Annotated in this window: 20 protein-coding genes; 16 read left to right on the forward strand and 4 right to left on the reverse strand. The window is 63.8% G+C overall.

Annotated features, from left to right (window positions below; translation table 11 throughout):
- Window positions 1-17 precede the first annotated feature (17 nt).
- Window positions 18-3,122 carry a cellulose binding domain-containing protein gene (locus HNO52_RS21220; protein ID WP_197568617.1) on the reverse strand — a complete coding sequence of 1,035 codons (3,105 nt, stop codon included), beginning with the start codon at window positions 3,120-3,122 and terminating at the stop codon, window positions 18-20.
- Between the two features lie 382 nt (window positions 3,123-3,504).
- On the opposite strand from HNO52_RS21220, the gene HNO52_RS07985 reads away from it, so the two are divergent.
- From HNO52_RS07985 to HNO52_RS08010, 6 genes are read left to right on the forward strand one after another with little or no spacing between them, the layout of a single operon-like run.
- Window positions 3,505-4,272, forward strand: coding sequence for a DUF3450 domain-containing protein (locus HNO52_RS07985; RefSeq protein WP_232090644.1), 768 nt, complete (start codon window positions 3,505-3,507; stop codon window positions 4,270-4,272).
- Complete coding sequence (locus HNO52_RS07990; RefSeq protein ID WP_197568618.1) at window positions 4,269-5,639, forward strand: MotA/TolQ/ExbB proton channel family protein; 1,371 nt, start codon at window positions 4,269-4,271, stop codon at window positions 5,637-5,639. The genes HNO52_RS07985 and HNO52_RS07990 overlap by 4 nt, the downstream gene beginning before the upstream one ends.
- Window positions 5,587-6,156 carry a MotA/TolQ/ExbB proton channel family protein gene (locus HNO52_RS07995; RefSeq protein WP_197568619.1) on the forward strand — a complete coding sequence of 190 codons (570 nt, stop codon included), beginning with the start codon at window positions 5,587-5,589 and terminating at the stop codon, window positions 6,154-6,156. The genes HNO52_RS07990 and HNO52_RS07995 overlap by 53 nt, the downstream gene beginning before the upstream one ends.
- Complete coding sequence (locus HNO52_RS08000) at window positions 6,149-6,556, forward strand: ExbD/TolR family protein (RefSeq protein WP_197568620.1); 408 nt, start codon at window positions 6,149-6,151, stop codon at window positions 6,554-6,556. The genes HNO52_RS07995 and HNO52_RS08000 overlap by 8 nt, the downstream gene beginning before the upstream one ends.
- The gene (locus HNO52_RS08005) at window positions 6,553-7,320 is read left to right on the forward strand and encodes an energy transducer TonB (protein ID WP_197568621.1); all 768 of its coding nucleotides are present in this window, start codon (window positions 6,553-6,555) and stop codon (window positions 7,318-7,320) included. The genes HNO52_RS08000 and HNO52_RS08005 overlap by 4 nt, the downstream gene beginning before the upstream one ends.
- A 4-nt stretch (window positions 7,321-7,324) precedes the next feature.
- The gene (locus HNO52_RS08010) at window positions 7,325-8,371 is read left to right on the forward strand and encodes a tetratricopeptide repeat protein (protein WP_197568622.1); all 1,047 of its coding nucleotides are present in this window, start codon (window positions 7,325-7,327) and stop codon (window positions 8,369-8,371) included.
- Between the two features lie 68 nt (window positions 8,372-8,439).
- On the opposite strand, the gene xthA is transcribed toward HNO52_RS08010, so the two are convergent.
- Both xthA and HNO52_RS08020 read right to left on the reverse strand, forming a co-directional pair.
- On the reverse strand, window positions 8,440-9,270 hold the full coding sequence (gene xthA / locus HNO52_RS08015; protein ID WP_197569144.1) for an exodeoxyribonuclease III: 831 nt from the start codon (window positions 9,268-9,270) through the stop codon (window positions 8,440-8,442).
- Window positions 9,270-9,518, reverse strand: coding sequence for a hypothetical protein (locus tag HNO52_RS08020; RefSeq protein WP_197568623.1), 249 nt, complete (start codon window positions 9,516-9,518; stop codon window positions 9,270-9,272). The genes xthA and HNO52_RS08020 overlap by 1 nt, the downstream gene beginning before the upstream one ends.
- A gap of 227 nt (window positions 9,519-9,745) precedes the next feature.
- On the opposite strand from HNO52_RS08020, the gene rhlB reads away from it, so the two are divergent.
- Together rhlB and dinG are read left to right on the forward strand one after the other, a co-directional pair.
- A complete protein-coding gene (rhlB, locus tag HNO52_RS08025) occupies window positions 9,746-11,020 on the forward strand; it encodes an ATP-dependent RNA helicase RhlB (RefSeq protein ID WP_197568624.1) in 1,275 nt (424 codons plus the stop codon).
- Window positions 11,021-11,025: 5 nt separating this feature from the next.
- Complete coding sequence (dinG, locus tag HNO52_RS08030) at window positions 11,026-13,161, forward strand: ATP-dependent DNA helicase DinG (RefSeq protein WP_197568625.1); 2,136 nt, start codon at window positions 11,026-11,028, stop codon at window positions 13,159-13,161.
- A 65-nt stretch (window positions 13,162-13,226) separates the two neighbouring features.
- Here the strand turns inward: dinG and HNO52_RS08035 are convergent, their stop codons facing one another.
- A complete protein-coding gene (locus tag HNO52_RS08035; protein ID WP_197568626.1) occupies window positions 13,227-14,303 on the reverse strand; it encodes a 3-deoxy-7-phosphoheptulonate synthase in 1,077 nt (358 codons plus the stop codon).
- A 297-nt stretch (window positions 14,304-14,600) separates the two neighbouring features.
- On the opposite strand from HNO52_RS08035, the gene rpoE reads away from it, so the two are divergent.
- From rpoE to era, 8 genes are all read left to right on the forward strand, one after another.
- Window positions 14,601-15,206 (forward strand): RNA polymerase sigma factor RpoE, encoded by a 606-nt coding sequence (gene rpoE, locus HNO52_RS08040; RefSeq protein WP_197568627.1) that lies wholly within the window; start codon window positions 14,601-14,603, stop codon window positions 15,204-15,206.
- Window positions 15,207-15,385: 179 nt separating this feature from the next.
- Window positions 15,386-16,093, forward strand: a complete 708-nt coding sequence (locus HNO52_RS08045) for a sigma-E factor negative regulatory protein (protein ID WP_197568628.1) — start codon at window positions 15,386-15,388, stop codon at window positions 16,091-16,093.
- Window positions 16,093-17,082, forward strand: a complete 990-nt coding sequence (locus HNO52_RS08050; protein WP_197568629.1) for a MucB/RseB C-terminal domain-containing protein — start codon at window positions 16,093-16,095, stop codon at window positions 17,080-17,082. The genes HNO52_RS08045 and HNO52_RS08050 overlap by 1 nt, the downstream gene beginning before the upstream one ends.
- Before the next feature lie 137 nt (window positions 17,083-17,219).
- A complete protein-coding gene (locus HNO52_RS08055; protein WP_197568630.1) occupies window positions 17,220-18,638 on the forward strand; it encodes a DegQ family serine endoprotease in 1,419 nt (472 codons plus the stop codon).
- A gap of 198 nt (window positions 18,639-18,836) precedes the next feature.
- The gene (gene lepA, locus HNO52_RS08060) at window positions 18,837-20,654 is read left to right on the forward strand and encodes a translation elongation factor 4 (RefSeq protein WP_197568631.1); all 1,818 of its coding nucleotides are present in this window, start codon (window positions 18,837-18,839) and stop codon (window positions 20,652-20,654) included.
- A 13-nt stretch (window positions 20,655-20,667) separates the two neighbouring features.
- Entirely contained in the window at window positions 20,668-21,471 is an 804-nt protein-coding gene (gene lepB, locus HNO52_RS08065; RefSeq protein WP_197568632.1) for a signal peptidase I, read from the forward strand.
- A 24-nt stretch (window positions 21,472-21,495) separates the two neighbouring features.
- The gene (rnc, locus tag HNO52_RS08070) at window positions 21,496-22,188 is read left to right on the forward strand and encodes a ribonuclease III (protein ID WP_197568633.1); all 693 of its coding nucleotides are present in this window, start codon (window positions 21,496-21,498) and stop codon (window positions 22,186-22,188) included.
- Window positions 22,185-23,084 (forward strand): GTPase Era, encoded by a 900-nt coding sequence (era, locus tag HNO52_RS08075; protein ID WP_197568634.1) that lies wholly within the window; start codon window positions 22,185-22,187, stop codon window positions 23,082-23,084. The genes rnc and era overlap by 4 nt, the downstream gene beginning before the upstream one ends.
- The last annotated feature ends 97 nt before the right edge of the window (window positions 23,085-23,181 follow it).

Below are 23,181 nucleotides of genomic sequence, written 5' to 3' on the forward strand. Positions count from 1 at the left end.
ACTGCGAGTCGCGTTACCTAGAGCATGAAGTCTTCGGCGCGCACGCTGTCTATACCCAGGACATCTATCTGCAAATCGACGACACCGTCGCCATTGACGTCGCCCTGGACCCGTCCGCCCTCGCTGCGCAACTCGCCGGCGGTGCCGCTGAAGGCGGCGTTGCCGACCCAGGCGAACGCCTGCTCGCCTTCGGTGGCAAGATCGGCGTCGATGCCAGAGAGGTCGACCAGGTCACCCTCGGCGCGATCGAAGTCGAGAATGATGTCGCTATCGAAGGCCGTGGACTCGAAGGTCGAGAGGTAGACGAAGCGATCGCCGCCCTCGTTGCCGGTCAGGCTGTCGCTGCCCAGGCCACCGTATAGGGTATCGCTGGCCGCTGTGCCCAGCAGGGCGTCGTCGCTTTCGGCGCCGATGTGCCCATCGTCCTCCACGGTGGGTACGCCAACCAGTTCGCCTTCGGCGTTGAGGTTCTCGGGCAGGGCATCGCTGTCGTCGCGCACCTTGTAGGAGACGCGCCATGTCTCGCCGGGGTCCAGCGCCGTGCCGCCATTGATAGCGTTCACGATATAGCCTTCATCAGTTGCGGTATATTCGCCGTTCCACATATCGGTGATGGTCCCCGGCAGGCTGAAGCTCACCGATGGTTGCTCGATGACGACGTCCGAGGTGTTGGTGACCAGCAACTCGGACATGTAGCCGCCCGACCAGGTCTTGGTGATATTGCTGGTGAGCGCCAGAAAATCCGCCGCCGTGGGGGCGGGATCGAGCGCGGCGAGCAGCGCGGGATCCGCCGCTTCGCCGACAACCAGCGCCTCCGGGTGCAGCGTTAGTTCGGTACCGTTCAGGGCGAGCGAGGTCGGGGGTTCGCTGACCGGCGCGTAGGCCTTGAAGGAGAAGCGCATGGCGCTGTCCGCCTTGAGTGCATCACCGCCATCGTAGGCGATCCGATACGTGTCGCCGTCACGCTCCAGCAGGGTGGCGCCGTAAAAAGTGGTGATTTCCGCGGGCAGGGTGAAGGTTATCTCGGGGCTGGCTACGTCGCTGTTCGAATGGTTGGCGACCTCTACACGCATCACATAGCCACCCGACCAACGACTGACCACGGCCAGCCCGACGTCGAGCTTGGAGGAGTCCGGAGTCGAGGTGTCGACTGCGCTCTCCGCTTCGCTGGGCTCGGTCGTCGTGATGGACTCGGTAGTGCTGGTTTCCGGCGTCGGCTCGATAGGTTCCGATGCTACGATCTCCTCCTCGGCTACGGGTTCGTCGGCAGCCGTTTCCTGCTCGGGAGGGGTGAGGATCTCCTCGGGAGTAGGCGCCACGGGCACGCTACCCTGCATGAGCGTGCGCGTTGCGATATCGAGCACGATGCCATCGGCGAACAGCACCCTTTCGATGCCGATCAATGTATCGGTGTCTCCGCCGCTCCCCGCCATTTGGATGCTGCCGTCGCCGTCGAACCGAACGGTATAGGCGTCGTAGTTCTGCTCCATGTGGGCGGTGTCGAGGCCGGCACCACCCTCGAGAACGTCATTGCCCAGGCCGCCGCGCAGGATGTCGTTTCCGGCACCGCCGATCAGCGTATCGTGACCCAGGGCTCCGTCGAGATAGACGCCGTCGTCGGTTCCATGTATTTCGTCATCGCGGCGTGAGCCGACTACATAATCGAAGCGGATCTGGTTGGCGCCGGCCTCGGTGATAGCGCCGAAGGTCTCGCCGCCATCGTTGTACCACAACACAGGTGAGAGGCCGTCGGCATCGGCGTCACGAATCGACTGTTCGACATGCACCGTGTTGCCGTGATCCTGGCCGCCATGGAAGTTGATGTCGCGGTCGGTGGCACGCACATGAATATCGTTTCCCACCGAGGAGCGCCACGAGGAGAACAGCACGCTATGACGCATGCCCGTGTCTTCGAGCTGGGTGAAGTTGCCGTCGTAGCTCTCGCGCAGCTCGAAGGCGTAGCCGTTGCCGCCGCTGCCCTTGTTGAAGGCGCCGTGCGCACCGAGCGAGTCGGCATGCAGGTCGAGGGAGAGGGCGAACTCGAAGGCGGTGGAGGGCCCATTGATCACCTCGATGTCGCTGACCTGCGCACCCACCGTGCCGTTCAGCTTGATCGCCTGGTAATTGGTCAGGTCGGAGAGCGTGTTGCTGAAATCGGCCTTGTCAGCGGGGCCCAGTTCATAGCCCACCGTGAAGCCCTGCAGGGTCACGTTCTCCAGCGCGTCGTAGCGCTGTACCTTGGCCGCGCCGCCATCGAAACCGAAGTGTACGCCGCGGTCGAGGGTGACGGTACCGCCGTCGACGGCAACCACCGTGGCCATGCTGGTGCGCAACGGTGCATTCAGTTTCTGCCAGGAGGTATCGCCGATTTCGGCGAAGTACTCTTCCGTGTTGTCCTGCCAGATGCGCACGATATCGCCCGCTTGCAGGCCATGGTCGGTCTTGAGCGAGAGGGTGTCGTCGCCCATGGCGGTATTCTGCTCGAGGTAGCCGGCGAACTGGGTCGCCTTGCTCTCGACCAGGAAAGCATGTGAGCTTCCGGAGGCGAGGACTTCATCGGTGAAGGTGATGCGCGTCTCGCCGCGCCCGGCCCCCACGATGCTGATGTCAGAGCGCGAGACGCTGATCATGGCATCGAATCGATAGTCGCCGGCGGTCAGGTGCAGAACGGCACCTTCCGGGGCAGCATCGATCAGGGCTTGCAGCTCGGCGGCAGTGGTCTCGGGGCCGACGGTGGCTTCACCATTGTCGTCGAACGGGCTGGATTCGACCGACTGGGTCTCGGCGACCAGCAGCGTTTCCGCTTCGGGGGAAAACTCGGGAGTGGCGCCGTTGACCGTCAACTCGGAAGGCATCATGCCGCTCTCGGTCAGCACCTTGAACTTGAATCGCACGGTCTCGCCCGGGGCGATATCGTTGTCGGTGTCATCGCCGATGATGGCATAGCGATCGCTGCTGTGTGCGTCGACTACGCCATCCCAGATATCGGTAATGGTGCCGTCCAGTGTGAATTCGACCCGATAGTCGACGATCGATTCGGTTCCTTGGTTGGTGATGAAGATTTCCATCACGAAGCCGCCATTCCATTGGCTGCTGAGAGAGGCATGGATGAAGGAACGCATGGTGCTACCGCCTGGATCAAGTAAGCAGGCCGCCGTAGAAAGGCGGAGTGGTGTCGGCTGCGGCAGAAGAAGAGCACATGCTGAGCAATGAGGATTCGCGTTGCATGGCCGGGCAATCAGTTGCCCATCGTCGTCCCTGGGGTCTTTCTTTCGGGCAGGACAAGGTGAATGTACCGCTTCGCTTCGTTTCGCTTTGGCAAGAAAAGCGCACATTTCTTTACGCAATTCATGTTCGACCACAGTCAGCCTGGGGAGCCTCAGCCAGGAGAATTGGATGTGGAGGTGTGGCCTGGTGTATTGATAACAATTATCATTAGTGGCATCATCTGACGCCGCCCAACCCAAGGCGACCGCTCGCCATTCACGTCTCGGGAGTCAGCCAGTGAGACCGTTTCGCCACCTCCGCATCATGAGCCTTCTCTGGCTGGGCCTTGTTTCCGTGGCCCTTGCCGACCCGGATGTCCGCGACGAAGCCAGGCAGGCCCAGCACAGCCAGGCCGAGCTGCAGTCGCGCATCGATGCAGCCGACGACGAGATGCGTGCCATGCTCGAGGAGTTACGCGAGCTGGAGCGCGCCGAACGACGCCTGGCGCGGGAGAACGCCACGCTCGCCCCGCGAATCGAGCGGCAGACGGGTGCCCTGAGCCGCCGCGAGCAGGCCCTGGATACCCTGGAAGAGACGCGCGACGCCTTGCCGGAGCTACAGGAGCGGATGGTCGAACGGCTCGAGCAGTGGGTCGAAAACGACATGCCTTTCCTGCGCGAGGAGCGTCTGGCACGAGTCGCCAGCCTGCGCTCCCAAGCCGGTGAACTGTCCTCCGCCGAGCGTTGGGAGCGAATCGTCGAGGCCTGGCGCGCCGAACTTGAGTACGGGCGCGAAGTCGATGCCTGGCGCGGCTATCTCGGCGAAGGAGAGTCGCGCCGCGAGGTCGATTATCTGCGTCTGGGGCGGGTGGGCTTCTTTTACCTCACCCCTGACGGCCGCGCCGGACGTGTGTGGCTGGCCGAAGCGGGCAGCTGGGCAGCGCTTGACGAGGACCAGCGACGCAATGTCCGCAATGGGTTGCGCATTGCTCGCGATCGCCGTGCACCGGAACTGCTCAGCGTGCCGCTATCGCAGCCGCTCGAGTCGGCGGAGGACGACACATGAGAGCGACACGTTTTGCTGTGGGTTTGCTGGCAGCGCTCTGGTTGAGCGTAAGCCTGGCCCTGGCCCAGTCGGACCCGCTCGAGAGTCTGCGTGCCGAGCGCGAGGCCGCCGAGAGCCGCGACCGCGCGCGTCTGGCCGAGCTGGTCGAGGATCGCGAGGCGCTCGAGGCGGCTCTGGAGGAGGTGCGGGCCTCGCATGCCGAGGCCGAAGCGCGTAACGCAGAATTGCAGGAGAGGGCCCGCGAACAGGCCGCGCGAGCCGAAGCGCTCGAAGCGCGCCAGGATGAACAGGGCGACGATCTCGAGGCGATTCTGGCTTCGCTGAAACGGCACAGCGGCGAGCTGCGCGACAGCCTGGCTGACAGCTGGCTGCTCATTGGCGGTGCCGTACTGCCACCGCGCGTCGACGACGCCGAGGTGCTCGAGCTCGAACAACTGGAGGCATTTGCCGACAGCCTGATAGCGCTGACCGTCGACACCGGTCGCGTGGTCCGCTTCGATGCGCCGGTAGCGAATGCCGGCGGTGAAATCCTGCCCCGTGAAGTCGTGCGCCTGGGTGACTTCGCCGCTTTTACCGATAGCCACCTGCTGCGGCGTGGTGTTGACGGCGAGGCGCTGTCGGTGGTCGAGCGCACGCCGCCTAAAGTAGCCGGCAGTCTGGCGGCTTTCCATGCCGGCGAATCGCGTGAATTGTCGTTGGACCCGACCCGCGGAGAGGTGATGGCGGCCTTGGCCCAGCGACCCAGCCTGCTCGAGCGCTTCCATCAAGGTGGGGCCGTGGGCTACGTGGTGGTCGGGTTGGGCGCCATCGGCCTGCTGGTGGCGCTGCTTCAGTATGCCTACCTGTTGAAAGTGAGCCTGGCCATGCGCCGTCAGCTGCGCGATCTCGGTACGCTGCGGGAAGACAACCCTCTCGGACGCGTGCTGCAGCGCTTCCATGCGTTGCAGGACGACCCCGTGCCGGAAGCGCTGGAAGCCCGCCTCGATGAAGCCGTGCTTGCCGAGCTGCCGCGCCTCGAACGCGGCCAGCCGATGGTCAAGCTGCTGGCTGCCGTGGCGCCGCTGCTGGGGTTGCTGGGTACCGTGACAGGAATGATCGTGACCTTCCAGGCGATCACCGTATTCGGAACCGGCGATCCCCAACTGATGGCCGGCGGTATCAGCCAGGCGTTGGTGACCACCGTGCTGGGCTTGATTACCGCCGTGCCGCTGCTTTTCGCCCATACCGCTTTGGCGGGCCGCAGCAGACATTTGGCGGGCCTGGTCGAGGGGCAGGCGAGCGCGGCGCTGGCCGAGCAGCTCGAGCAGCGTCCGCATGGGCCCGATAGCGTTACCGGGAGCGCGCGCCGTGATCCCGCTCTGGCTTGAACCGCTCGAACGCCTGGTCGAGGCAGGGGGGGCGGTTCTGGTAGTGATCGCCCTGGTGGCGATGCTGCTGTTCAGCCTGGCGCTGGAGCGGGTGTGGTACTTCCGCATCACCTATCGCCGGGCCAGGCGAGCCCTGATAGACCGCTGGGCGGCGCGCCAGGACCACCTGAGCTGGAGTGCGCTGACGCTGCGCGAAGCCTGGGCGCGGGAGTTGATCGGGCGCCTGCGGCGTCCGCTGCCGTGGCTCCGGCTATTGGTGGCGCTGTGCCCGCTGCTGGGCCTGCTGGGTACCGTGACGGGCATGATCGCCGTCTTCGACAGCCTGGCCATGACCGACACCAGCCAGGCTCGAGCCATGGCCGATGGCGTGGCACGTGCCACCCTACCCACTCTGACCGGTATGGCGGTGGCGGTGGTAGGGCTGCTTTTCACCAGCCGCCTCGAGCACATCATTCGACGCGAGGATCAGCGGCTTCACGACCGCCTGGCCCGCGCCGTGGAGGATAACGATGCGTAGACGCCGCCTTGGCGCCGAGGATGGCGAAGCCAGCGAAGTCAACCTGACGCCGATGCTGGACGTCGTCTTCATCATGCTGATCTTCTTCATCGTCACCACCAGCTTCATCAAGGAGAGCGGGGTGGAGATCGAGCGGCCCGAATCGAGTGCCACTTCGCCGCGGCCCGATGCTCAGGTGATGGTCGCCATCACCCCCGAAGGGTCCGTGTGGGTCGACGGCCGCGCGGTGGATCTGCATCGTGTCGGTGGCGAGGTGGCCGGGCTGGTGAGCGATGACGGCTCGGTAGTGATCCAGGCCGACCGTGAGTCCACGACGGGCTTGTTGATCGAAGTCATGGATAGTATCCGCGAGGCCGGTGTGGAGCAGGTAGCGGTAGCCGCCAGCCGGAGCCGGCCGTGACACGCATTTCGTTTTCCTCGCTGGGTGGCGTGGCCCTGGCGCTGCTGCTGTTCTGGCTGCTGGGGCTGCTGGTCACGCCACCGGAGGAGGAGTTCGACGTGATCGACGAGAGCATGACGATGAGCGTGGTCGAGGCCCCCGAATGGGTGGAGGAGGAAGTGGTCGAGCCCAGCGCCGAGCCACCGCCACCGCAAGCTGAGGCGACGCCTCCGCCACGGCCGGAGCCGCTGCCCCCGGTGGAAAGCAGCATCGCCATGCCCGAGCCGGAGCTACCGTCCGAGCCGGCGGAAACGCCTGAGCTCGACACCAGCCTGCCCGAGCTGGGCGAAGCGCAGCCTGAACCGCCTCCCGAGCCGGCTCCTCAGCCGCAGCCCGAACCCGAGCCGGCCGTGGAACCGACACCCGAGGCGACGCCCGCGCCGAGCCCGTCTACAGCGGCGCCGAGCGCCGTGTCGGAGCCACCAGCCGAGCAGGCCGCTCCCGCCGAGCAGGGGCCGGTAGATGTGGGGCAGATCGCCCCGACCAGCCGCGTACCGCCGGAGTATCCTTCCCGTGCGCAGCGTCGCGGTCTCGAAGGGCACGTCGAGCTGCAGTTCCAGATTCGCCCCGACGGTAGCGTCGATCGCTCGTCGATCCGCGTCGCCGAATCGCAGCCGCGCAACGTCTTCGACTCGGCCGCCGAACAGGCCGTGGCGCGCTGGCAGTTCGAGCCGGCCAATGGGGTGCGCCGCGCTCGCCAGCGCCTCGAGTTCCAGTTGAGGTGATGATATGACGGTTCGTATCGTGATCTGCATGCTGGCCTGTGTCGGATGGCTGCTGGCTGCCCCGGCGCTGGCCGACACACCGGCGCTGTCCGGCGACGTCATCGCCGACCTCGAGCGGCTCCAGCGCGAGCTGCAGCAGGGCGAGCACGACAGCGTGAGTGAGCGAGCCCGCGAACAGGCACGCCGCTTCGAAGGGGGAAATGCCGCCGACCGTTGGGCCAGCGCGCTCTATCGTCAGTTGGCGGCCGGTGGCGAAGCCGGCGCGGGGCGGCACGAAGCGGCGGCAGACCACCTGCGCGAGGCTCGCCGGATCCAAGAGGCGCCGCAGTCCCAGCGTAATCGATGGCTGCACGAAGAGGCGAGGCTGCGTCTGGCCTCAGGGCAGGCCGAACAGGCGGTAAGGCTGCTGCTCGAGTGGCATGAGCGGCATGAAGGCAGCGTGGACGACCGTTGGCGCCTGGCCCGCGCCTTGGCCGAGCTGGAGCGCTGGGAGGAGGCGGCGAGCTGGGTCGATCGTGCTCTGGCCGACAATCCGGAACCGAGCGAACGCCGTCAGGCGCTGGCTGCCGCCGTGTTTCAGCGAGCCGGGCGTGGCGAGGAGGCGCTGGCAAGCCTGGAAGCCGCACTGAACGAGCAATCTGACACCGAAGCGTGGCGGCGAGCCGCGGCGCTGGCCCATGGGCTCGGCCATGCGCAACGGGCCGTTGCAATCTGGGAGGCCGGTTGGCAACTGGGGGTGCTGGCTGGCGAGGAAGACCTGCGCCAACGAATCGAACTGCACCTGGCCGCCGGTACCCCGGCCCGGGCGGCGGAGTACCTGGAGGCGGCGCTAGCCGACGAGACACTGCCCAATTCTCTGGTTAATCGTCGCCTGCTGGCTCGCGCCTGGGAAGAGGCCCGCGATCGCGAGCGGGCGCTGGAGGCTTGGCGCGCTGTCGCCGAACGCAGCAATAGCGGCAAGGACTGGCGGCGCCTGGGCTTGCTGGCGCACGCCTGGGGACGGCTCGAACTGGCCCGGGAGGCCATGCAGCAGGCGCAAGGCAACGGGTAGAATGTAGACCCGGGCTGGCTCTCGGCCCGCTAGGAGCAGCAGCTCCCAACGGGACGAGGCATGAGATTCTAGACCTCGAAGTCAGTCCATACCGGAGCGTGATCCGAAGGGCGCTCCATGCCGCGCAGATCGTAGTCGATGCCGGCATTGCGAACGCGCTCGGCCAGCGGTGGCGTGACCAGGATGTAGTCGATGCGCAGGCCGCGCCTGGGCTCGCGCTCGAACCCGCGGGAGCGATAATCGAACCAACTGAAGCGGTCGTCCACCTCGGGATAGCGCACCCGATAGCTGTCGCTGAGCCCCCACGCCTTGAGTGTGCCGAGCCACTCCCGCTCGATGGGCTGGAAGCTGGTCTTGCCCTCGCGCAGCCAGCGCTTGCGGCTGGCCTCGCCGATACCGATGTCGATGTCCTCGGGGGAGATGTTGAAATCCCCCATCACCACCAGCCGCTCGTCGGGGCGGTGCTGGTCGCGCAGCAGCTGGATCAGCTGAGCGTAGAACTCACGCTTGTTGGGGAACTTGGTGGGGTGGCCGATGTTCTCGCCCTGAGGAAAGTAGCCGTTCCAAACGGTCAGTGCTTCACCATCGGCGGTACGCAGCCGCAAGCCGATCAACCGCCGCTGGGACTCCTCGCCGTCGCCCGGAAGGCCGAAAAAGACCTCTTCCGGCCCACTGGGGCATAGCGCCTTGTGGCACATCAGAGCGACGCCGTAGTGCCCCTTCTGGCCGTGGTAGTGGACATGATAGCCCATGGCCTCGACCGCCTCGCGAGGAAACTCGTCGTCGTGAACCTTGGTCTCTTGCAGACCGATCACCAGCGGCTGGTGAGTGGCGATCAATGCCTCGAGCTGATGCATGCGGGCGCGCAGCCCGTTGATGTTGAACGAGACCAGGCGTATCACTCGTCGCGCTCCTCGGTAGGTGTGTCATTGCGTTCAGGGTGAATGGCGATGCTGGCACCCTGTTCCTGCCGGGCCAGCTTGCGCTCTGCCTGCAGCTTGCGCTGCTGGCGCTTCTTCTGGGTGAAACGGCGCGATGAGACCACCTGGTCGGGGTTCTCATGGCGCCACTTCTTGTAGTCCTTGCGCTTGCCGGTGCGGATGGTCACCTTGTCGGCCAGCGAGCGTGTCTTCTTGCGGCGTGTCATCGGGCCTGGCTCCATGGGGTGTCGAGTGGCAGCAAAGCGCCATTCTACCAGTCCAATGCAAGAGGCGCGCCCTCGGCGCCATAGGCTGGTACAATATGCGGCTGTACGAAGTTCAGGAAACGCTGAACGAATCGACGAGCGAGTCGAAGCGCAATGCAGCGATTCGGTCGCGCAAGCATTCGTGCAGTGTTTCCTTCATCCATTGCTACGGACGTGATACATAGCCTATGAGCGAGTCGGAACAGACCACAGCCCCGGCCGAGAACCGCAAGCCCAAGCGTCGTCGTCGCAAGCCTCGGCGCCGCCAGTCGAGCTGGGACCTGCGCCAGTTTCAGGTGCCACCCGTGGCGGGCAAGTGGCGCTTTCACGACTTCGATTTACCCCTGCCGCTGATGCGCGCCATTCATGCCCTGGGTTTCGAGTACTGCACGCCGATCCAGGCCGAGGCGTTGACTCACACCCTGCTGGGTGGCGACGTGGTCGGCAAGGCCCAGACGGGTACTGGCAAGACCGCCGCCTTCCTGATCTCGATAATGGCCTACTTTCTCGAGGAAGAGACGCCCGAAGGTCAGAAGCCCGGCGCACCGCGTGCGCTGATCGTGGCCCCGACCCGTGAGTTGGCCCTGCAGATCGAGAAGGACGCCAAGGCTCTGGCGCGCTTCACCGATCTCAACGTGGCCAGCGTCGTCGGCGGCATGGATTACCAGAAGCAGCGTGAGCAACTGGGCAAGAAGGTCGATATCCTGGTAGCGACGCCGGGACGATTGCTCGATTTCCACGAGAAACGCGACGCCGACCTTACCCAGGTCGAGGTGCTGGTGCTCGACGAAGCCGACCGCATGCTGTCGATGGGCTTCATCCCCGACGTCAAGCGCATCATTCGCCACACGCCGAAAAAGGAAGAGCGCCAGACTTTCCTGTTCTCGGCCACCTTCTCCCACGACATCCTCAACCTGGCAAGCCAGTGGACTCATGAGCCGGCCCACGTCGAGATCGAAGTCACGGTCGACAACAAGGCCAACATCGATCAACGCGTCTACATGGTCGGCGATGACGACAAGGCGCGTCTGCTGGTCAACCTGCTCAAGCAGGAGAACTTCGACCGGGTGATGGTGTTCGGCAACCGCCGCGACCTGGTGCGCAAGCTCGAGGGGCTGCTCAAGAAGGCCGACATCAATGTGGCCATGCTCTCCGGCGACGTGCCGCAGAACCAGCGCATCAAGACGCTGGAGCGCTTCCGCGAGGGCGAGGTGCAGGTATTGGTGGCCACCGACGTGGCGGGACGCGGCATCCATATCGAGGATGTCAGTCACGTGATCAACTACACCTTGCCCGAGGACCCGGAGGACTACGTCCACCGCATCGGCCGTACTGGCCGCGCCGGGGCTGCCGGGGTGTCGATCAGCTTCGTCGGTGAGGAGGACGCCTTCTCGCTGCCGGAAATCGAGCGCTACATTCAGGACAAGCTGCCCTGCGTGCATCCGCCCGAGGGGCTGCTGTAACGCCCATGCTCGACGAGGCCCTCAAGGGCGAGATACAGGCCGCCTATCGCCGAGTGCTCGAGGCTCAAGGACTGACGCCACGCTACGGCCAGCGGCTGATGATCGCCGAGATCGCCCGCACGCTGGGCGCCATCGAGGCCGACGACGCCGGCCGACGGGTCTCCGACGAGCATGTCTGTGTGCTCGAGGCCGGCACCGGTACCGGCAAGACCCTGGCCTACCTGCTGGCGGCGCTGCCCGTGGCCAAGGCCAAGGGCAAGCGGTTGGTGATTGCCACGGCCACCATCGCGCTGCAGGAGCAGGTATTGTTGCAGGACCTGCCGACCCTCAAGGCGCACAGCGGCCTCGATTTCGACTATGCCCTGGCCAAGGGGCGCGGGCGCTACCTGTGCCTGACGCGCCTGGAGCAAGCGCTCGATGGCGTCGAGGGTAACCCCACCCTGTCACTGTTCGAGCAGAGTCTGGCGCAGGGCGGCGGCGACCACTTTCAGGCATTGGTACAGGAGATGGCCGACGCCTACGGCAGCGGCCGCTGGGAGGGAGACCGCGAGAGCTGGCCCGATTCGATCGAAGATAGCGACTGGCGGCGCCTGACCATCGATCATCGCCAGTGCACCAACCGTCGCTGCGGCCACTTCGCTGCCTGCGCGTTCTTCCGTGCTCGTCGTGACCTGGAGAGTGCCGACATCATCGTCGCCAACCACGACCTGGTGCTGGCGGATCTCTCTCTGGGCGGTGGTGTGGTGCTGCCGCCTCCCGGAGATTGCATCTATGTTTTCGACGAAGGTCACCATCTGCCGGACAAGGCGCTGAACCACTTCGCCCATCGTGTGGGCATCAACGGTGCGTTGCGCTGGCTGGGCAATCTGAAGAAATCGCTGACCGAGCTCAACCAGGCCTTGGCGGTACAACCGACGCTGGCGCGGCTGTTGGCCGGCCTGCCGGAGACCATCGCGGCACTCGAGCCGCGCCTGGGTGAGGCCTTCTCGCTGGGCCATCAGTTGGCCGGGCGTCAGCATGGGCTGGAGGAGGGCGAGGAGGGCCACCAGTATCGCTTCGAGATGGGGCGGACACCCGATGCCCTGCGCGAGCACGCCGGCAACCTTGTGGTGGGGTTCGCCGAGCTTTCGCGTACGCTCGAAACCATGAGCGACATCCTGCGTGAGAGTCTCGACCCCGACAAGCACACCGGACTTCCGCGTGAGCAGGCCGAGGCCTGGCTGCCGCTGCTGGCGCTGCTGCATGGTCGGGCGCTGGAAGCCCACGGCTTGTGGGAGGCCTATGCCGAAGCGGATATCGATGGCGAGCCGCCACGGGCGCGCTGGCTGACGCTGGAGCGCTTCGGTGCCGATCCCGAACTGACCTTCTCGGCGAGCCCCGTGTCAGCTGCGCCGACGCTGGCTCGAACTCTGTGGGGCAGCTGTTTCGGGGCCGTAGTGACATCGGCCACGCTCACTGCGCTGGGTCGCTTCGAGCGCCTGCAGGAGCGTGCCGGCCTGGCCAACCGCTATCGTTATCAGCGCCTGCCTAGCCCCTTCGACTATTCCCGTGCGGTGCTCAGCGTGCCGCGACAGGCCGTCGACCCGGGCGACCGCGATGGGCATGAGCGCGCCATCATCGACTTCGTCGCCGGCCTCGGCGAGAAGGAGGCGGTGCTGATGCTGTTCTCGTCACGTGCACAGTTGCGAGCAGTGGAGAAGGCGCTTCCTGGGCAGTGGCGTGATCGAGTGCTGGCGCAGGACCGGCTACCTAAGCGCGAGTTGATCGAGCGCCACCGGGCGCGGGTGGATGCCGGTGAGGGCAGTGTGATCTTCGGCCTGGCTAGCTTTGCCGAGGGCATCGATCTGCCCGGCGACTACCTGACCCACGTGGTCATCACCCGGTTGCCGTTTGCGGTGCCCGACGATCCCGTCGGCGCGACGCTTGCCGAGTGGATCGAGAGCCGGGGCGGCAATCCCTTCATGCGCATCAGCGTTCCCGACGCCTCGATCAAGCTGGTTCAGGCATGCGGGCGACTGATTCGCAAGGAGTCCGACCAGGGGCGCATCACGTTGCTCGACCGTCGCGTGCTCACCCGACGCTATGGCCAGGCCCTGCTCGATGCCTTGCCCCCGTTTCGTCGCGAGATCGACGGTGCCTGAGCGGTAGCCAGGTGCTCAGCAAAAAGGCCCGCAGCGAGGCGGGGCTTTTGCCAAAACGATCGATGTCAGTCCTGGCGTCGCTCGGCCAGCACCGGACGCAGCTTCTGCGCCATTCGCGTCATCGTCTCCTCGGTGGCGGGCCAGTCGATGCAGGCATCGGTGACCGAGACGCCATATTGCATCTGGCTATGGTCGTCGAGAATCTTCTGGCTGCCCCAGCCGAGATTGGACTCGACCATCAGTCCCATGATCGAGCGGTTGCCTTCGAGGATCTGGTTGGTGACGTTATCCAGCACCAGCGGCTGCAGCGTCGGATCCTTGTTGGAGTTGGCGTGGGAGCAGTCGATCATGATGTTGGCCTTGATGCCGGCCTTCTTCAACTCCTGCTCGGCCAGGGCCACGCTGACGCTGTCGTAGTTGGGCTTGCCGTTGCCCCCGCGCAGAACCACGTGGGCGTAAGCGTTGCCGCGGGTCCGGATGATCGCCACTTGGCCGCTCTGGTTGATACCGAGAAAATTGTGCGGGTGCGACACCGACTGCAGGGCATTGATCGCTACGTCGAGGCTGCCGTCGGTGCCGTTCTTGAAGCCGACGGGGCTCGAGAGGCCGGATGACATCTCGCGGTGGGTCTGCGATTCGGTGGTGCGGGCACCGATCGCCGACCAGCTGATGCAATCCTGGAGATACTGGGGCGAGATCGGGTCCAGCGCCTCGGTGGCCAGCGGCAGGCCGAGTTCGGACAGATCCACCAGCAGCTTGCGTGCGATGTGCAGGCCTTCTTCGATCTCAAACGAGCCGTTGAGGTGCGGGTCGTTGATCAGTCCCTTCCAGCCTACCGTGGTGCGTGGCTTCTCGAAATAGACGCGCATCACGATATAGAGAGAGTCCTGCACTTTGTCGGCCAGGTCGCGCAGCCGGCGAGCATAGTCCAGGGCAGCATCGACGTCGTGGATCGAGCAGGGGCCGATCACTACCAGCAGCCGGGGGTCGGTCCCGTCGAGTATGTTCTGAATGGTCTGGCGTCCCTCGATCACCGTTCTCTCTGCGATTCCGCTGAGGGGGATCTCGTTCTTGAGGGCTTCGGGGGTGATCAGTACGTCTTGGGACAAGACGTTGAGGTTGCTGACCTGCTGATCTGACATGTTGCTACCTGTGTCGTGATGCGTTGATGGCGAGAAGATGAACTACTATACACCCGCCGAGGCAGAAATCAGCAATCGCAACGGAACCCCATGGCCATGGGATTGTTACAGCGCGGCGGCATGGCGGCCGGCTTGATGCGAGGCCAAGAAACAGGAACACTTGTCGGAACGGACGATGACGTCCAGGGACTTACAGCGGCCAACGGGCTCCAGGTTGATACCATGCATGCAGACTACCTAACGACGCATTCATTGCTTATCCCGCTTCAGGGTTTTTCCCTGCCGGGGAGAGCATGAATGGGTAACCGGGAAACCGATCAACAGCTCGTGGAGCGTGCACAGAAGGGCGATACGCGTGCCTTCGATCTACTGGTCAAGAAATACCAGCACAAGATCATCGGGCTGATCGGACGCTATATACAGGATCATGCCGAAGTGCAGGACGTGGCCCAGGAAGCCTTCATCAAGGCCTATCGGGCATTGGGCAAGTTTCGCGCAGAAAGTGCCTTCTATACCTGGATGTACCGCATCGCCATCAATACGGCGAAGAATCATCTGGTATCGAGAGGGCGGCGGCCTCCCGGCAGCGATCTCGATATCGCCGATGCCGAGATCCTCGACCATAGTGGACGTCTGGCCGATATCGAGACACCCGAATCGTCGTTGGCTCGGGATCAGCTCGAGGCCGCCGTGTTCGAAGCAATCGAGAACCTTCCCGACGACCTGCGCACGGCAATCACCTTGCGCGAACTCGATGGGCTCTCCTATGAGGATATTGCCAACATCATGCAGTGCCCGGTGGGAACGGTGCGTTCACGTATCTTCCGTGCACGGGAGGCGGTGGACCAACACATTCAGCCACTGGTGGCGACGTCGCGGACCCGAGAATCGTTAACGGAGTGAAGCTTTCGACATTGTTTTTGCTTCGACGCTGAACTGTCTCGCGTCGATGACGTCTGATGCATTGACTGCTGTATGACAGCGACAACATGGGCTGTCGGCATTCCGGTTGGGTGCGGTCGGGAATGCCGGGAATCATTGATAGCGAGGCAGGGCGCCTTGCCGATGTGGGGGTGTTAGGAATGAGTCAGAATGCACGGGAATCGCTTTCTGCCCTGATGGACAGCGAAGGTGATGATCTCGAGCTGCGCCGGGTGCTGAAGTCGCTCGAGGGCGAGCCGGATGCAGTGGAAGCGTGGCGGCGCTATCACTTGATGCGCAGCCTGCTGCGCAGGGATCATGACATCGATGTCAGTACGGACATTTCGGCCGGGGTCATGGCCAGGCTCGAAGCCGAGCCGGCGCCGCTCGTGGAAGAGTCGCGTATCGCACCGCGCCGCTCCTATCCCTTTGCCCGCAGTGCTGGCATTGCCGCCGCGGTCACCCTGATGGTGATCAGTGGGGTGCAGTTCTATCAGGGCAGCGATTTCGCTAACCCGGTTGGGAATGCCCAACTGGCCGATGGTGAGTCGCGCTCCTCCTCCGCTCAGCTGCAGCCGAGCCTTGCGGCACAGGCAGGGAGCGGTGGCCAGGCGATGCCCGTCGGCATGCCGCTGTTCTCTCCGGCGGGCTCGAACGGACAGTCCGGCGTGATGCCGGTAGGGGCCAGCTTCGATTCCCCCTTGTTCATGACGCCCAATCCCCGTCAGTCACAGCGCTCCGACCAGGAGCAGGCGCGTTTGCTCCAGTCCTATCTCGATCGTCATGCCGAAGGCGCGGCCTATCGCAGCGGCGACGTATGGATGCCCTTGCTGCGCGGTTCCGGTAACGAGTCATTGGGGCAGCGCTGATGTCGGGCGGGCGTTTCACAAAGCGCCTGGCCCTACTCAGCGGTGCTGCGCTCTTGGCCCATTTGTCGCCTGCCTTGGCCGAGTCTACGACAGGGCAGGCCTATGCCGAGCGATTCGACTGTCGCCAATTGACGGATTGGGAGCAGCCCGAATCGCCGCTGGAGTGGTTCGAGCGCAGCCTGTGGGCCAGCCATTGTCTCGAATTCCAGGCGCGTGCCGTTCGTATCGGTATCGATGGTGTGCGTACGCTGGCGCTCTCGCGCGACATCGAGGATGGAGTCGAGCGTGAAGTGGCGCGCTTCCTCGATGGGCCTCCGGTCTTCTTCGAGCGCCACGGGCGGATCGGCCGCATGAACTGGTCCAGTGCCGATGAAGGCGCGCCGGCCTCCCCGGTAGGTATCGCACGACACATCGACCAGTACTACCGACTCTCCATGGGGCGTGACGAGCGTATTGCCAATCGCAGTGCGGTGCGACTCGATATCGAACCGCTCGACGGGATGCGCTTCGGCCAACGCCTGTGGCTCGATGCCCAGACGTCTCTGCCGTTGAAGCGCGAACTGATCGATGACCGCGGGCGCGTCGTGGAGACGTTCCAGCTCACCGAGCTTCAGCCGCCGCAGTTGCATGAAGGGGACGTAGTGCTGGATGCCTACCGGGAACCGCCACAGCAGTCATGGTTTCCGGCCTGGCTGCCCGAAGGCTTCGTTGATCAGCCGATCGTTAGCGATGCCGAGCGGCAGGAGCAAACGCTGGGACACCGCATTTACAGCGATGGCCTCTCGACGCTCAGCCTGTTCGTCGAGCCGATCGAGGAGGGGCGTGAGCGCCTGATTCCCGGATTGCATCGCTTGGGGATCTCGCTCGCCGTGGTTCGCCATGTGGTGGCAGAAGAACGTCCCCTTCAGGTCGTCGTCATGGGTGAGTTGCCCCCGCGGGTACTCGTGCAGGTGGCGGAGAATCTGGTCTGGCGCGAGGCGCCGGAATGAACCTGGGCATGCACGACTTGTCCTGGCCTCTTTGGGTGAACGAGTCACCTTGAAAACGCTGCGCGGTTCCTTGGTAGCAGGTACCGCTTGATAAAGTTACCGCTTGAGACGAAGTAAAAGCTGATGCAGGAGCTCTTATGATGTCATTGACGCGACAGTTCTCTCTCTGGACGCTGCTGTTGGCCGTGCTGTTGTCGTGGCAGTCTGCCTTCGCCCGTGACCTTCCCGATTTCACTGAACTGGTCGAGCAGGCCGCCCCGGGTGTGGTCAATATCTCCACTACCCGGGTAGTACCGGATCGTTCGCAGGCTTTCGAGGGTTTCGGTGGACAGGAAATTCCCGATATCTTCAGGCACTTCTTCGGCGACCGCCTTCCGGCGCCTCCGGGCGGTCCCGGGCGAGGCGGAGAGCGGCAGTCGCTGGGGTCCGGATTCGTCATCAGCGAAGACGGCTACATCTTGACCAACGCCCATGTGGTGGAGGGTGCCGACGAGATACTCGTGCGCCTCAACGATCGCCGTGAACTCGAGGCCGAACTGATTGGAGCAGACACCCAGACCGATGTCGCACTGCTCAAGGTGGATGTCACGGGCCTGCCGACGCTGAACATGGGCGATTCCGATCAGCTTCAGGTGGGTGAGTGGGTGGCCGCCATCGGCTCCCCCTTCGGCTTCGACCACTCGGTGACCGCCGGTATCATCAGTGCCATCAACCGTACGCTACCGCGCGATGCCTACGTGCCCTTCATTCAAACCGACGTGGCGATCAACCCGGGCAACTCGGGAGGGCCGCTGTTCAACCTCGACGGTGAGGTGGTCGGCATCAATTCTCAGATATTCACCCGTAGCGGTGGTTTCATGGGGCTCTCTTTCGCGATTCCCATCAACGTGGCCATGGATGTCGCCAACCAGCTGCGGGATGACGGCCGAGTTCGTCGTGGCTGGCTCGGCGTAATGATCCAGCCGGTGTCACGCGACCTGGCCGAGTCATTCGGCATGGATAGCCCCAGTGGCGCCCTGATCGCCGATCTCGATCCGGAGGGACCGGCGGCTCAGGCAGGCCTGCAGGCGGGCGACATCGTGCTGGAGGTCGATGGCGAGGAGGTGGAGCGTTCGCGCAACCTGCCGCGACTCATCGGCCGGGTGGATCCTGGAAACGATGCCGAGCTGACTGTCATGCGCGATGGCGAGCGCCAGGACATCACAGTGACCATCGGCGACTGGCCCGACAGCGAGGAACCGGCTCAGGCGCGCTCCAGCGAGTCCGACGCCCAGGCGCGCCTGGGGATCGCCGTGGCCGAGCTCGATGAGGCCGAGCGCGAGCGACTTGGCATCGATAGCGGCGTGCTGGTGCGTGACATCGCTCCCGGTGGCGCGGCCGCCGAGGCCGGCATCATGCCGGGCGATGTGATCGTCAGCCTCGATCATCATGCGGTAGAGGATGCCGAGCAGTTGCGCAAGCTGGTCGACTCAATGCCCACCGATCGCGCCGTCCCCGTGCGTCTCTACCGTGAGGGGCGCTCCCTGTTCGTGGCGCTGCGCCTGGCACGCAGCTGATTCGACCTGACGCTGGTCGACGACTGGACACCTCCTGCTCATGGCGGGAGGTGTTCGCGTTTTTGATGGCCTCGTGCGGCTGTGCTGTCCAACCCATGGCCATGCCGGTACAATACCGGCCATTGAATTCTCATGACGATAGCGGGCGCCGATGACTCCGCCGCTGCCGCGCTCGTGTCGAACACCGGATTGGGCTAGATGAGCAACGAAGCAAGCAACGACAAGCTGAAATATATTCGGAATTTCTCGATTATTGCCCACATCGACCATGGCAAGTCGACCCTGGCTGATCGCTTGATTCAAAGCTGCGGCGGACTCACCGAGCGCGAACTCAAGGAGCAAGTGCTCGACTCGATGGACCTCGAGCGCGAGCGCGGCATCACCATCAAGGCGCAGTCGGTCACGCTCGACTATCTGGCCCAGGATGGCAATACCTACCAGCTCAATTTCATCGACACACCGGGGCACGTCGACTTCTCCTACGAGGTGTCGCGTTCGCTCTACGCCTGCGAAGGGGCCTTGCTGGTCGTGGATGCCGCACAGGGTGTCGAGGCCCAGTCGGTCGCCAACTGCTACACCGCCATCGAGCAGGGACTCGAGGTGTTGCCGGTGCTGAACAAGATGGACCTGCCTCAGGCCGATCCCGACAAGGTCGCTCACGAGATCGAGGAGATTATCGGTCTCGATGCCACCGATGCCTGCCAGGTCTCGGCCAAGAGCGGCCTGGGCATCGACGGGTTGCTCGAGCGCCTGGTACGGGACATCCCGCCGCCCAAGGGGGACCGGGAGGCACCGCTCCAGGCGCTGATCATCGACTCCTGGTTCGACAATTATCTGGGCGTGGTGTCGCTGGTTCGGGTGTTCGATGGCACCCTGAAGAAGGGCGAGAAGATACGCATCAAGTCCACCGGCCGTGATTGGCAGGCCAACGAGGTGGGTATCTTCACCCCGCTGCGCAAGGAGACCAATATTCTGCGTGCCGGTGAGGTGGGCTTCGTGGTAGCCGGTATCAAGGACATCCAGGGCGCGCCGGTGGGGGATACCATCACCCACGCCAAGACCCCGGATGTAGCGCGGCTGCCGGGCTTCCAGAAGGTCAAGCCACAGGTCTACGCCGGCATGTTCCCGGTCAGCGCCGACGACTACGAGGACTTCCGTGACGCGCTCGAGAAGCTGGCGCTCAACGACGCGTCGCTGGAATACGAGCCCGAGAACTCCGATGCGCTGGGCTTCGGTTTTCGCGTCGGCTTCCTCGGTACGCTGCACATGGAAATCATCCAGGAGCGGCTCGAGCGCGAGTACGACCTGGACCTGCTCACCACGGCGCCTACCGTGGTCTACGAGCTGGCGATGAAGAATGGCGACATCCGCTATGTCTCCAACCCTTCCAAGCTGCCCGACATGGCCGACGTGGAAGAGATGCGCGAGCCGATCGTGCGCGCCAGCATCCTGGTGCCGCAGGAGTTCGTCGGCAACGTCATCATGGAGTGCGAGAATCGTCGCGGCAACCAGCTCGACATGCAATTCCTCGGTAGCCAGATTCAGCTCACCTACGAGTTGCCCATGTCCGAGGTGGTGATGGATTTCTTCGATCGCCTCAAGTCCATTTCCAAGGGCTATGCCTCGCTGGATTACAACTTCGAGCGTTTCGAGGCAGCCAAGCTGGTACGCCTGGACGTGTTGATCAACGGTGACCGCGTCGATGCCTTGGCGGTAATCATCCATCGGGATCATGCTCACGGCCGTGGCCGTTTGCTGGTCGAGAAGATGAAGGAACTGATTCCGCGTCAGATGTTCGACGTGGCGATTCAGGCAGCCATCGGCGGCCAGGTGGTGGCGCGCTCGACCGTCAAGGCACTGCGCAAGAACGTCACTGCGAAGTGCTATGGTGGCGACGTGTCGCGCAAGAAAAAGTTGCTCGAGAAACAGAAGGCGGGCAAAAAACGCATGAAGCAGGTCGGTCGGGTGGAGATTCCCCAAGACGCCTTCCTGGCCGTGCTCAAGGTGAACGACTAGGACCGGCGATACTATGGATTTTTCTCTTCTGTTGGTGGTGGCCGTCGCCATCACTGGGCTGATCTGGCTGCTCGATATCGTCTGGTGGCGTTCCGTTCGACGTCGCAAGCTGGCCGTCGTGGAGGCTGGGACCACGGAAGGGCTCGACGAGACCGCTCGCGAACGGGCGGTGAAGGAGCCTTGGCCGGTAGACTATGCTCGCTCCTTCTTCCCCGTGCTGCTGGTGGTGTTGCTGCTGCGCAGCTTCTTGGTAGAGCCGTTCCAGATACCTTCCGGCTCCATGCGCCCGACCCTGGAGATAGGCGACTTCATTCTGGTCAACAAGTACGCCTATGGCCTGCGTCTGCCGGTGACCCACACCCAGATCGTCGAGTTCGGCGAGCCCGAGCGTGGCGATGTCATGGTGTTCCGCTTTCCCAACGAACCCTCGGTGAACTTTATCAAGCGGGTGGTGGGGCTGCCGGGAGACACCGTGCGCTACGAGGACAAGCAGCTCTACATCAACGGTGAGCTCGTGCCCAAGCAGCTGCTGGACGAAGCGCCTGCCACCGCGCCAGGCGAGTGGCTGCTGGAAGAGCAACTGGGCGAGATGAGCCATCATATCTACAATAACCCACGTGACCCGGGCCCTCGGGTACGCGAGATCGTCGTGCCCGACGGACACTATTTCACCATGGGTGACAACCGCGACCACTCCAACGACAGCCGCTACTGGGGCTTCGTGCCCGAAGAGAACGTCGTCGGCAAGGCATTCGCCGTGTGGATGCACTGGAATGGCGGCCTCCCCAGCTTCACTCAGGTTCGCAGCATCCATTGATGGACCAGAATTAACAGGAACTTCGTGAGCAAATCCCTTAGCGCCTTCAGCCGCCGCATCGGCCACAGTTTCCGCGATGACTCGCTGCTGGAACTGGCCATGACCCACCGCAGCTTCGGGGGCCAGAACAATGAACGGCTGGAGTTTCTCGGTGACTCCATCGTCAATTTCGTTATCGCCGAGGCCCTGTATGAGCGTTTCCCGCAGGCTCGTGAAGGGCAGCTTTCACGACTGCGCGCGCGCCTGGTGCGTGGACAGACCCTGGCCGAGCTGGCGCGTGAGATGTCCTTCGGTGAGTGTCTGCGTCTGGGTTCCGGCGAGATGAAAAGCGGTGGACACCGGCGCGACTCGATCCTGGCAGATGCGGTCGAGGCCGTGCTCGGGGCGATCTATCTCGATGCCGGCATGGACGTGGCCCGGACGCGCGTACTTGCCTGGTACGCCGAACGCCTGGAGGCGATCGACCTCCAGGACACGCAGAAGGACCCCAAGACACGGCTGCAGGAGTTCCTGCAGTCGCGCCAGTCGCCGCTACCGCGCTATGAGGTAGTCACGGTGGAGGGCGAGGCTCACGACCAGACTTTCACCGTGGAGTGTCACATCGAGCTACTTGAATCGCATACGCTGGGCACCGGCTCCAGCCGTCGCCACGCCGAGCAACAGGCTGCCGAGCTTGCGCTGCTCCAGCTCGAGAACCGTAAAGGGCAGAAATCATGAGCGAGACCTGTGGCTTCGTCGCCATCGTCGGTCGTCCCAACGTCGGCAAGTCGACCCTGATGAACCGAATTCTCGGCCAGAAGGTCTCGATTACCTCGCGCCGGCCCCAGACCACCCGGCATCAGGTCATGGGCATCAAGACCGAAGGCGAGGCGCAGTTCATCTACGTCGACACGCCGGGCATCCATATTCTGGGCCGCGATCGCAACAAGGCGATCAATCGCTTCATGAACCAGGCGGCGACCCAAGCCCTGCGCGACGTTGACTGCGTGGTCTTCATCATCGACCGCACTCGCTGGACCGAAGAGGATCAAGTGGTGCTGACTCGGCTCGAGCACGTCGAGGCACCCGTCATCCTGGCGGTGAACAAGGTCGATCGGCTCGAGGACAAGAGCACGCTGTTGCCATGGCTTGCCGAGGTCGGAGCGCGGCGTGAATTCGCCGCCATCATCCCCATCTCCGCCAAGCACGGCACCAATGTGCCAGAGCTGGAGACGGAGGTGGCCAAGCACCTGCCCGAGGGGATTCATCATTTCCCCGACGACCAGATCACCGACCGCAGCCAGCGCTTTCTTGCCGCCGAGCTGGTGCGCGAGAAGATCATGCGTCAGCTCGGCGATGAGCTGCCTTATCAGGTGACGGTGGAGATCGAGGAGTTCCGCGACGAAGGCAGGGTAATACATATCAGCGCCTTGATCCTGGTGGAACGTGACGGGCAGAAAAAAATCCTCATCGGCGACAAGGGCGAGCGGATCAAGAACATCGGCCGCGAAGCACGGCTCGACATGGAGCGTGCCCTGGATGCCAAGGTGATGCTCAACCTGTGGGTCAAGGTGAAACGCGGCTGGTCGGACGACGAGAGAGCATTGAAGAGCCTGGGCTACGACCTGGAATGATACAAACCTGCCTGCGCTCGCCCATGCTGCGTTAAAAACCGTCTCGGTATGCTCATTTACTTACATGTAAACTCCGCTATCTCGACGTTTCTTGCCT

Origin of the sequence: Halomonas sp. MCCC 1A13316 (assembly GCF_014931605.1) — a bacterium.
In the GTDB taxonomy this organism is placed as follows: Bacteria; Pseudomonadota; Gammaproteobacteria; order Pseudomonadales; family Halomonadaceae; genus Halomonas.

What these genes read in the sequence shown, in the direction of transcription:
- HNO52_RS21220 (WP_197568617.1), bottom strand. Translation starts at nt 3,122, where the DNA reads ATGCGTTCCTTCATCCATGCCTCTCTCAGCAGCCAATGGAATGGCGGC.
- HNO52_RS07990 (WP_197568618.1), top strand. Translation starts at nt 4,269, where the DNA reads ATGAGAGCGACACGTTTTGCTGTGGGTTTGCTGGCAGCGCTCTGGTTG.
- HNO52_RS07995 (WP_197568619.1), top strand. Translation starts at nt 5,587, where the DNA reads ATGGGCCCGATAGCGTTACCGGGAGCGCGCGCCGTGATCCCGCTCTGG.
- HNO52_RS08000 (WP_197568620.1), top strand. Translation starts at nt 6,149, where the DNA reads ATGCGTAGACGCCGCCTTGGCGCCGAGGATGGCGAAGCCAGCGAAGTC.
- HNO52_RS08010 (WP_197568622.1), top strand. Translation starts at nt 7,325, where the DNA reads ATGACGGTTCGTATCGTGATCTGCATGCTGGCCTGTGTCGGATGGCTG.
- HNO52_RS08020 (WP_197568623.1), bottom strand. Translation starts at nt 9,518, where the DNA reads ATGACACGCCGCAAGAAGACACGCTCGCTGGCCGACAAGGTGACCATC.
- rhlB (WP_197568624.1), top strand. Translation starts at nt 9,746, where the DNA reads ATGAGCGAGTCGGAACAGACCACAGCCCCGGCCGAGAACCGCAAGCCC.
- dinG (WP_197568625.1), top strand. Translation starts at nt 11,026, where the DNA reads ATGCTCGACGAGGCCCTCAAGGGCGAGATACAGGCCGCCTATCGCCGA.
- HNO52_RS08035 (WP_197568626.1), bottom strand. Translation starts at nt 14,303, where the DNA reads ATGTCAGATCAGCAGGTCAGCAACCTCAACGTCTTGTCCCAAGACGTA.
- rpoE (WP_197568627.1), top strand. Translation starts at nt 14,601, where the DNA reads ATGGGTAACCGGGAAACCGATCAACAGCTCGTGGAGCGTGCACAGAAG.
- HNO52_RS08045 (WP_197568628.1), top strand. Translation starts at nt 15,386, where the DNA reads ATGAGTCAGAATGCACGGGAATCGCTTTCTGCCCTGATGGACAGCGAA.
- HNO52_RS08050 (WP_197568629.1), top strand. Translation starts at nt 16,093, where the DNA reads ATGTCGGGCGGGCGTTTCACAAAGCGCCTGGCCCTACTCAGCGGTGCT.
- HNO52_RS08055 (WP_197568630.1), top strand. Translation starts at nt 17,220, where the DNA reads ATGATGTCATTGACGCGACAGTTCTCTCTCTGGACGCTGCTGTTGGCC.
- lepA (WP_197568631.1), top strand. Translation starts at nt 18,837, where the DNA reads ATGAGCAACGAAGCAAGCAACGACAAGCTGAAATATATTCGGAATTTC.
- lepB (WP_197568632.1), top strand. Translation starts at nt 20,668, where the DNA reads ATGGATTTTTCTCTTCTGTTGGTGGTGGCCGTCGCCATCACTGGGCTG.
- era (WP_197568634.1), top strand. Translation starts at nt 22,185, where the DNA reads ATGAGCGAGACCTGTGGCTTCGTCGCCATCGTCGGTCGTCCCAACGTC.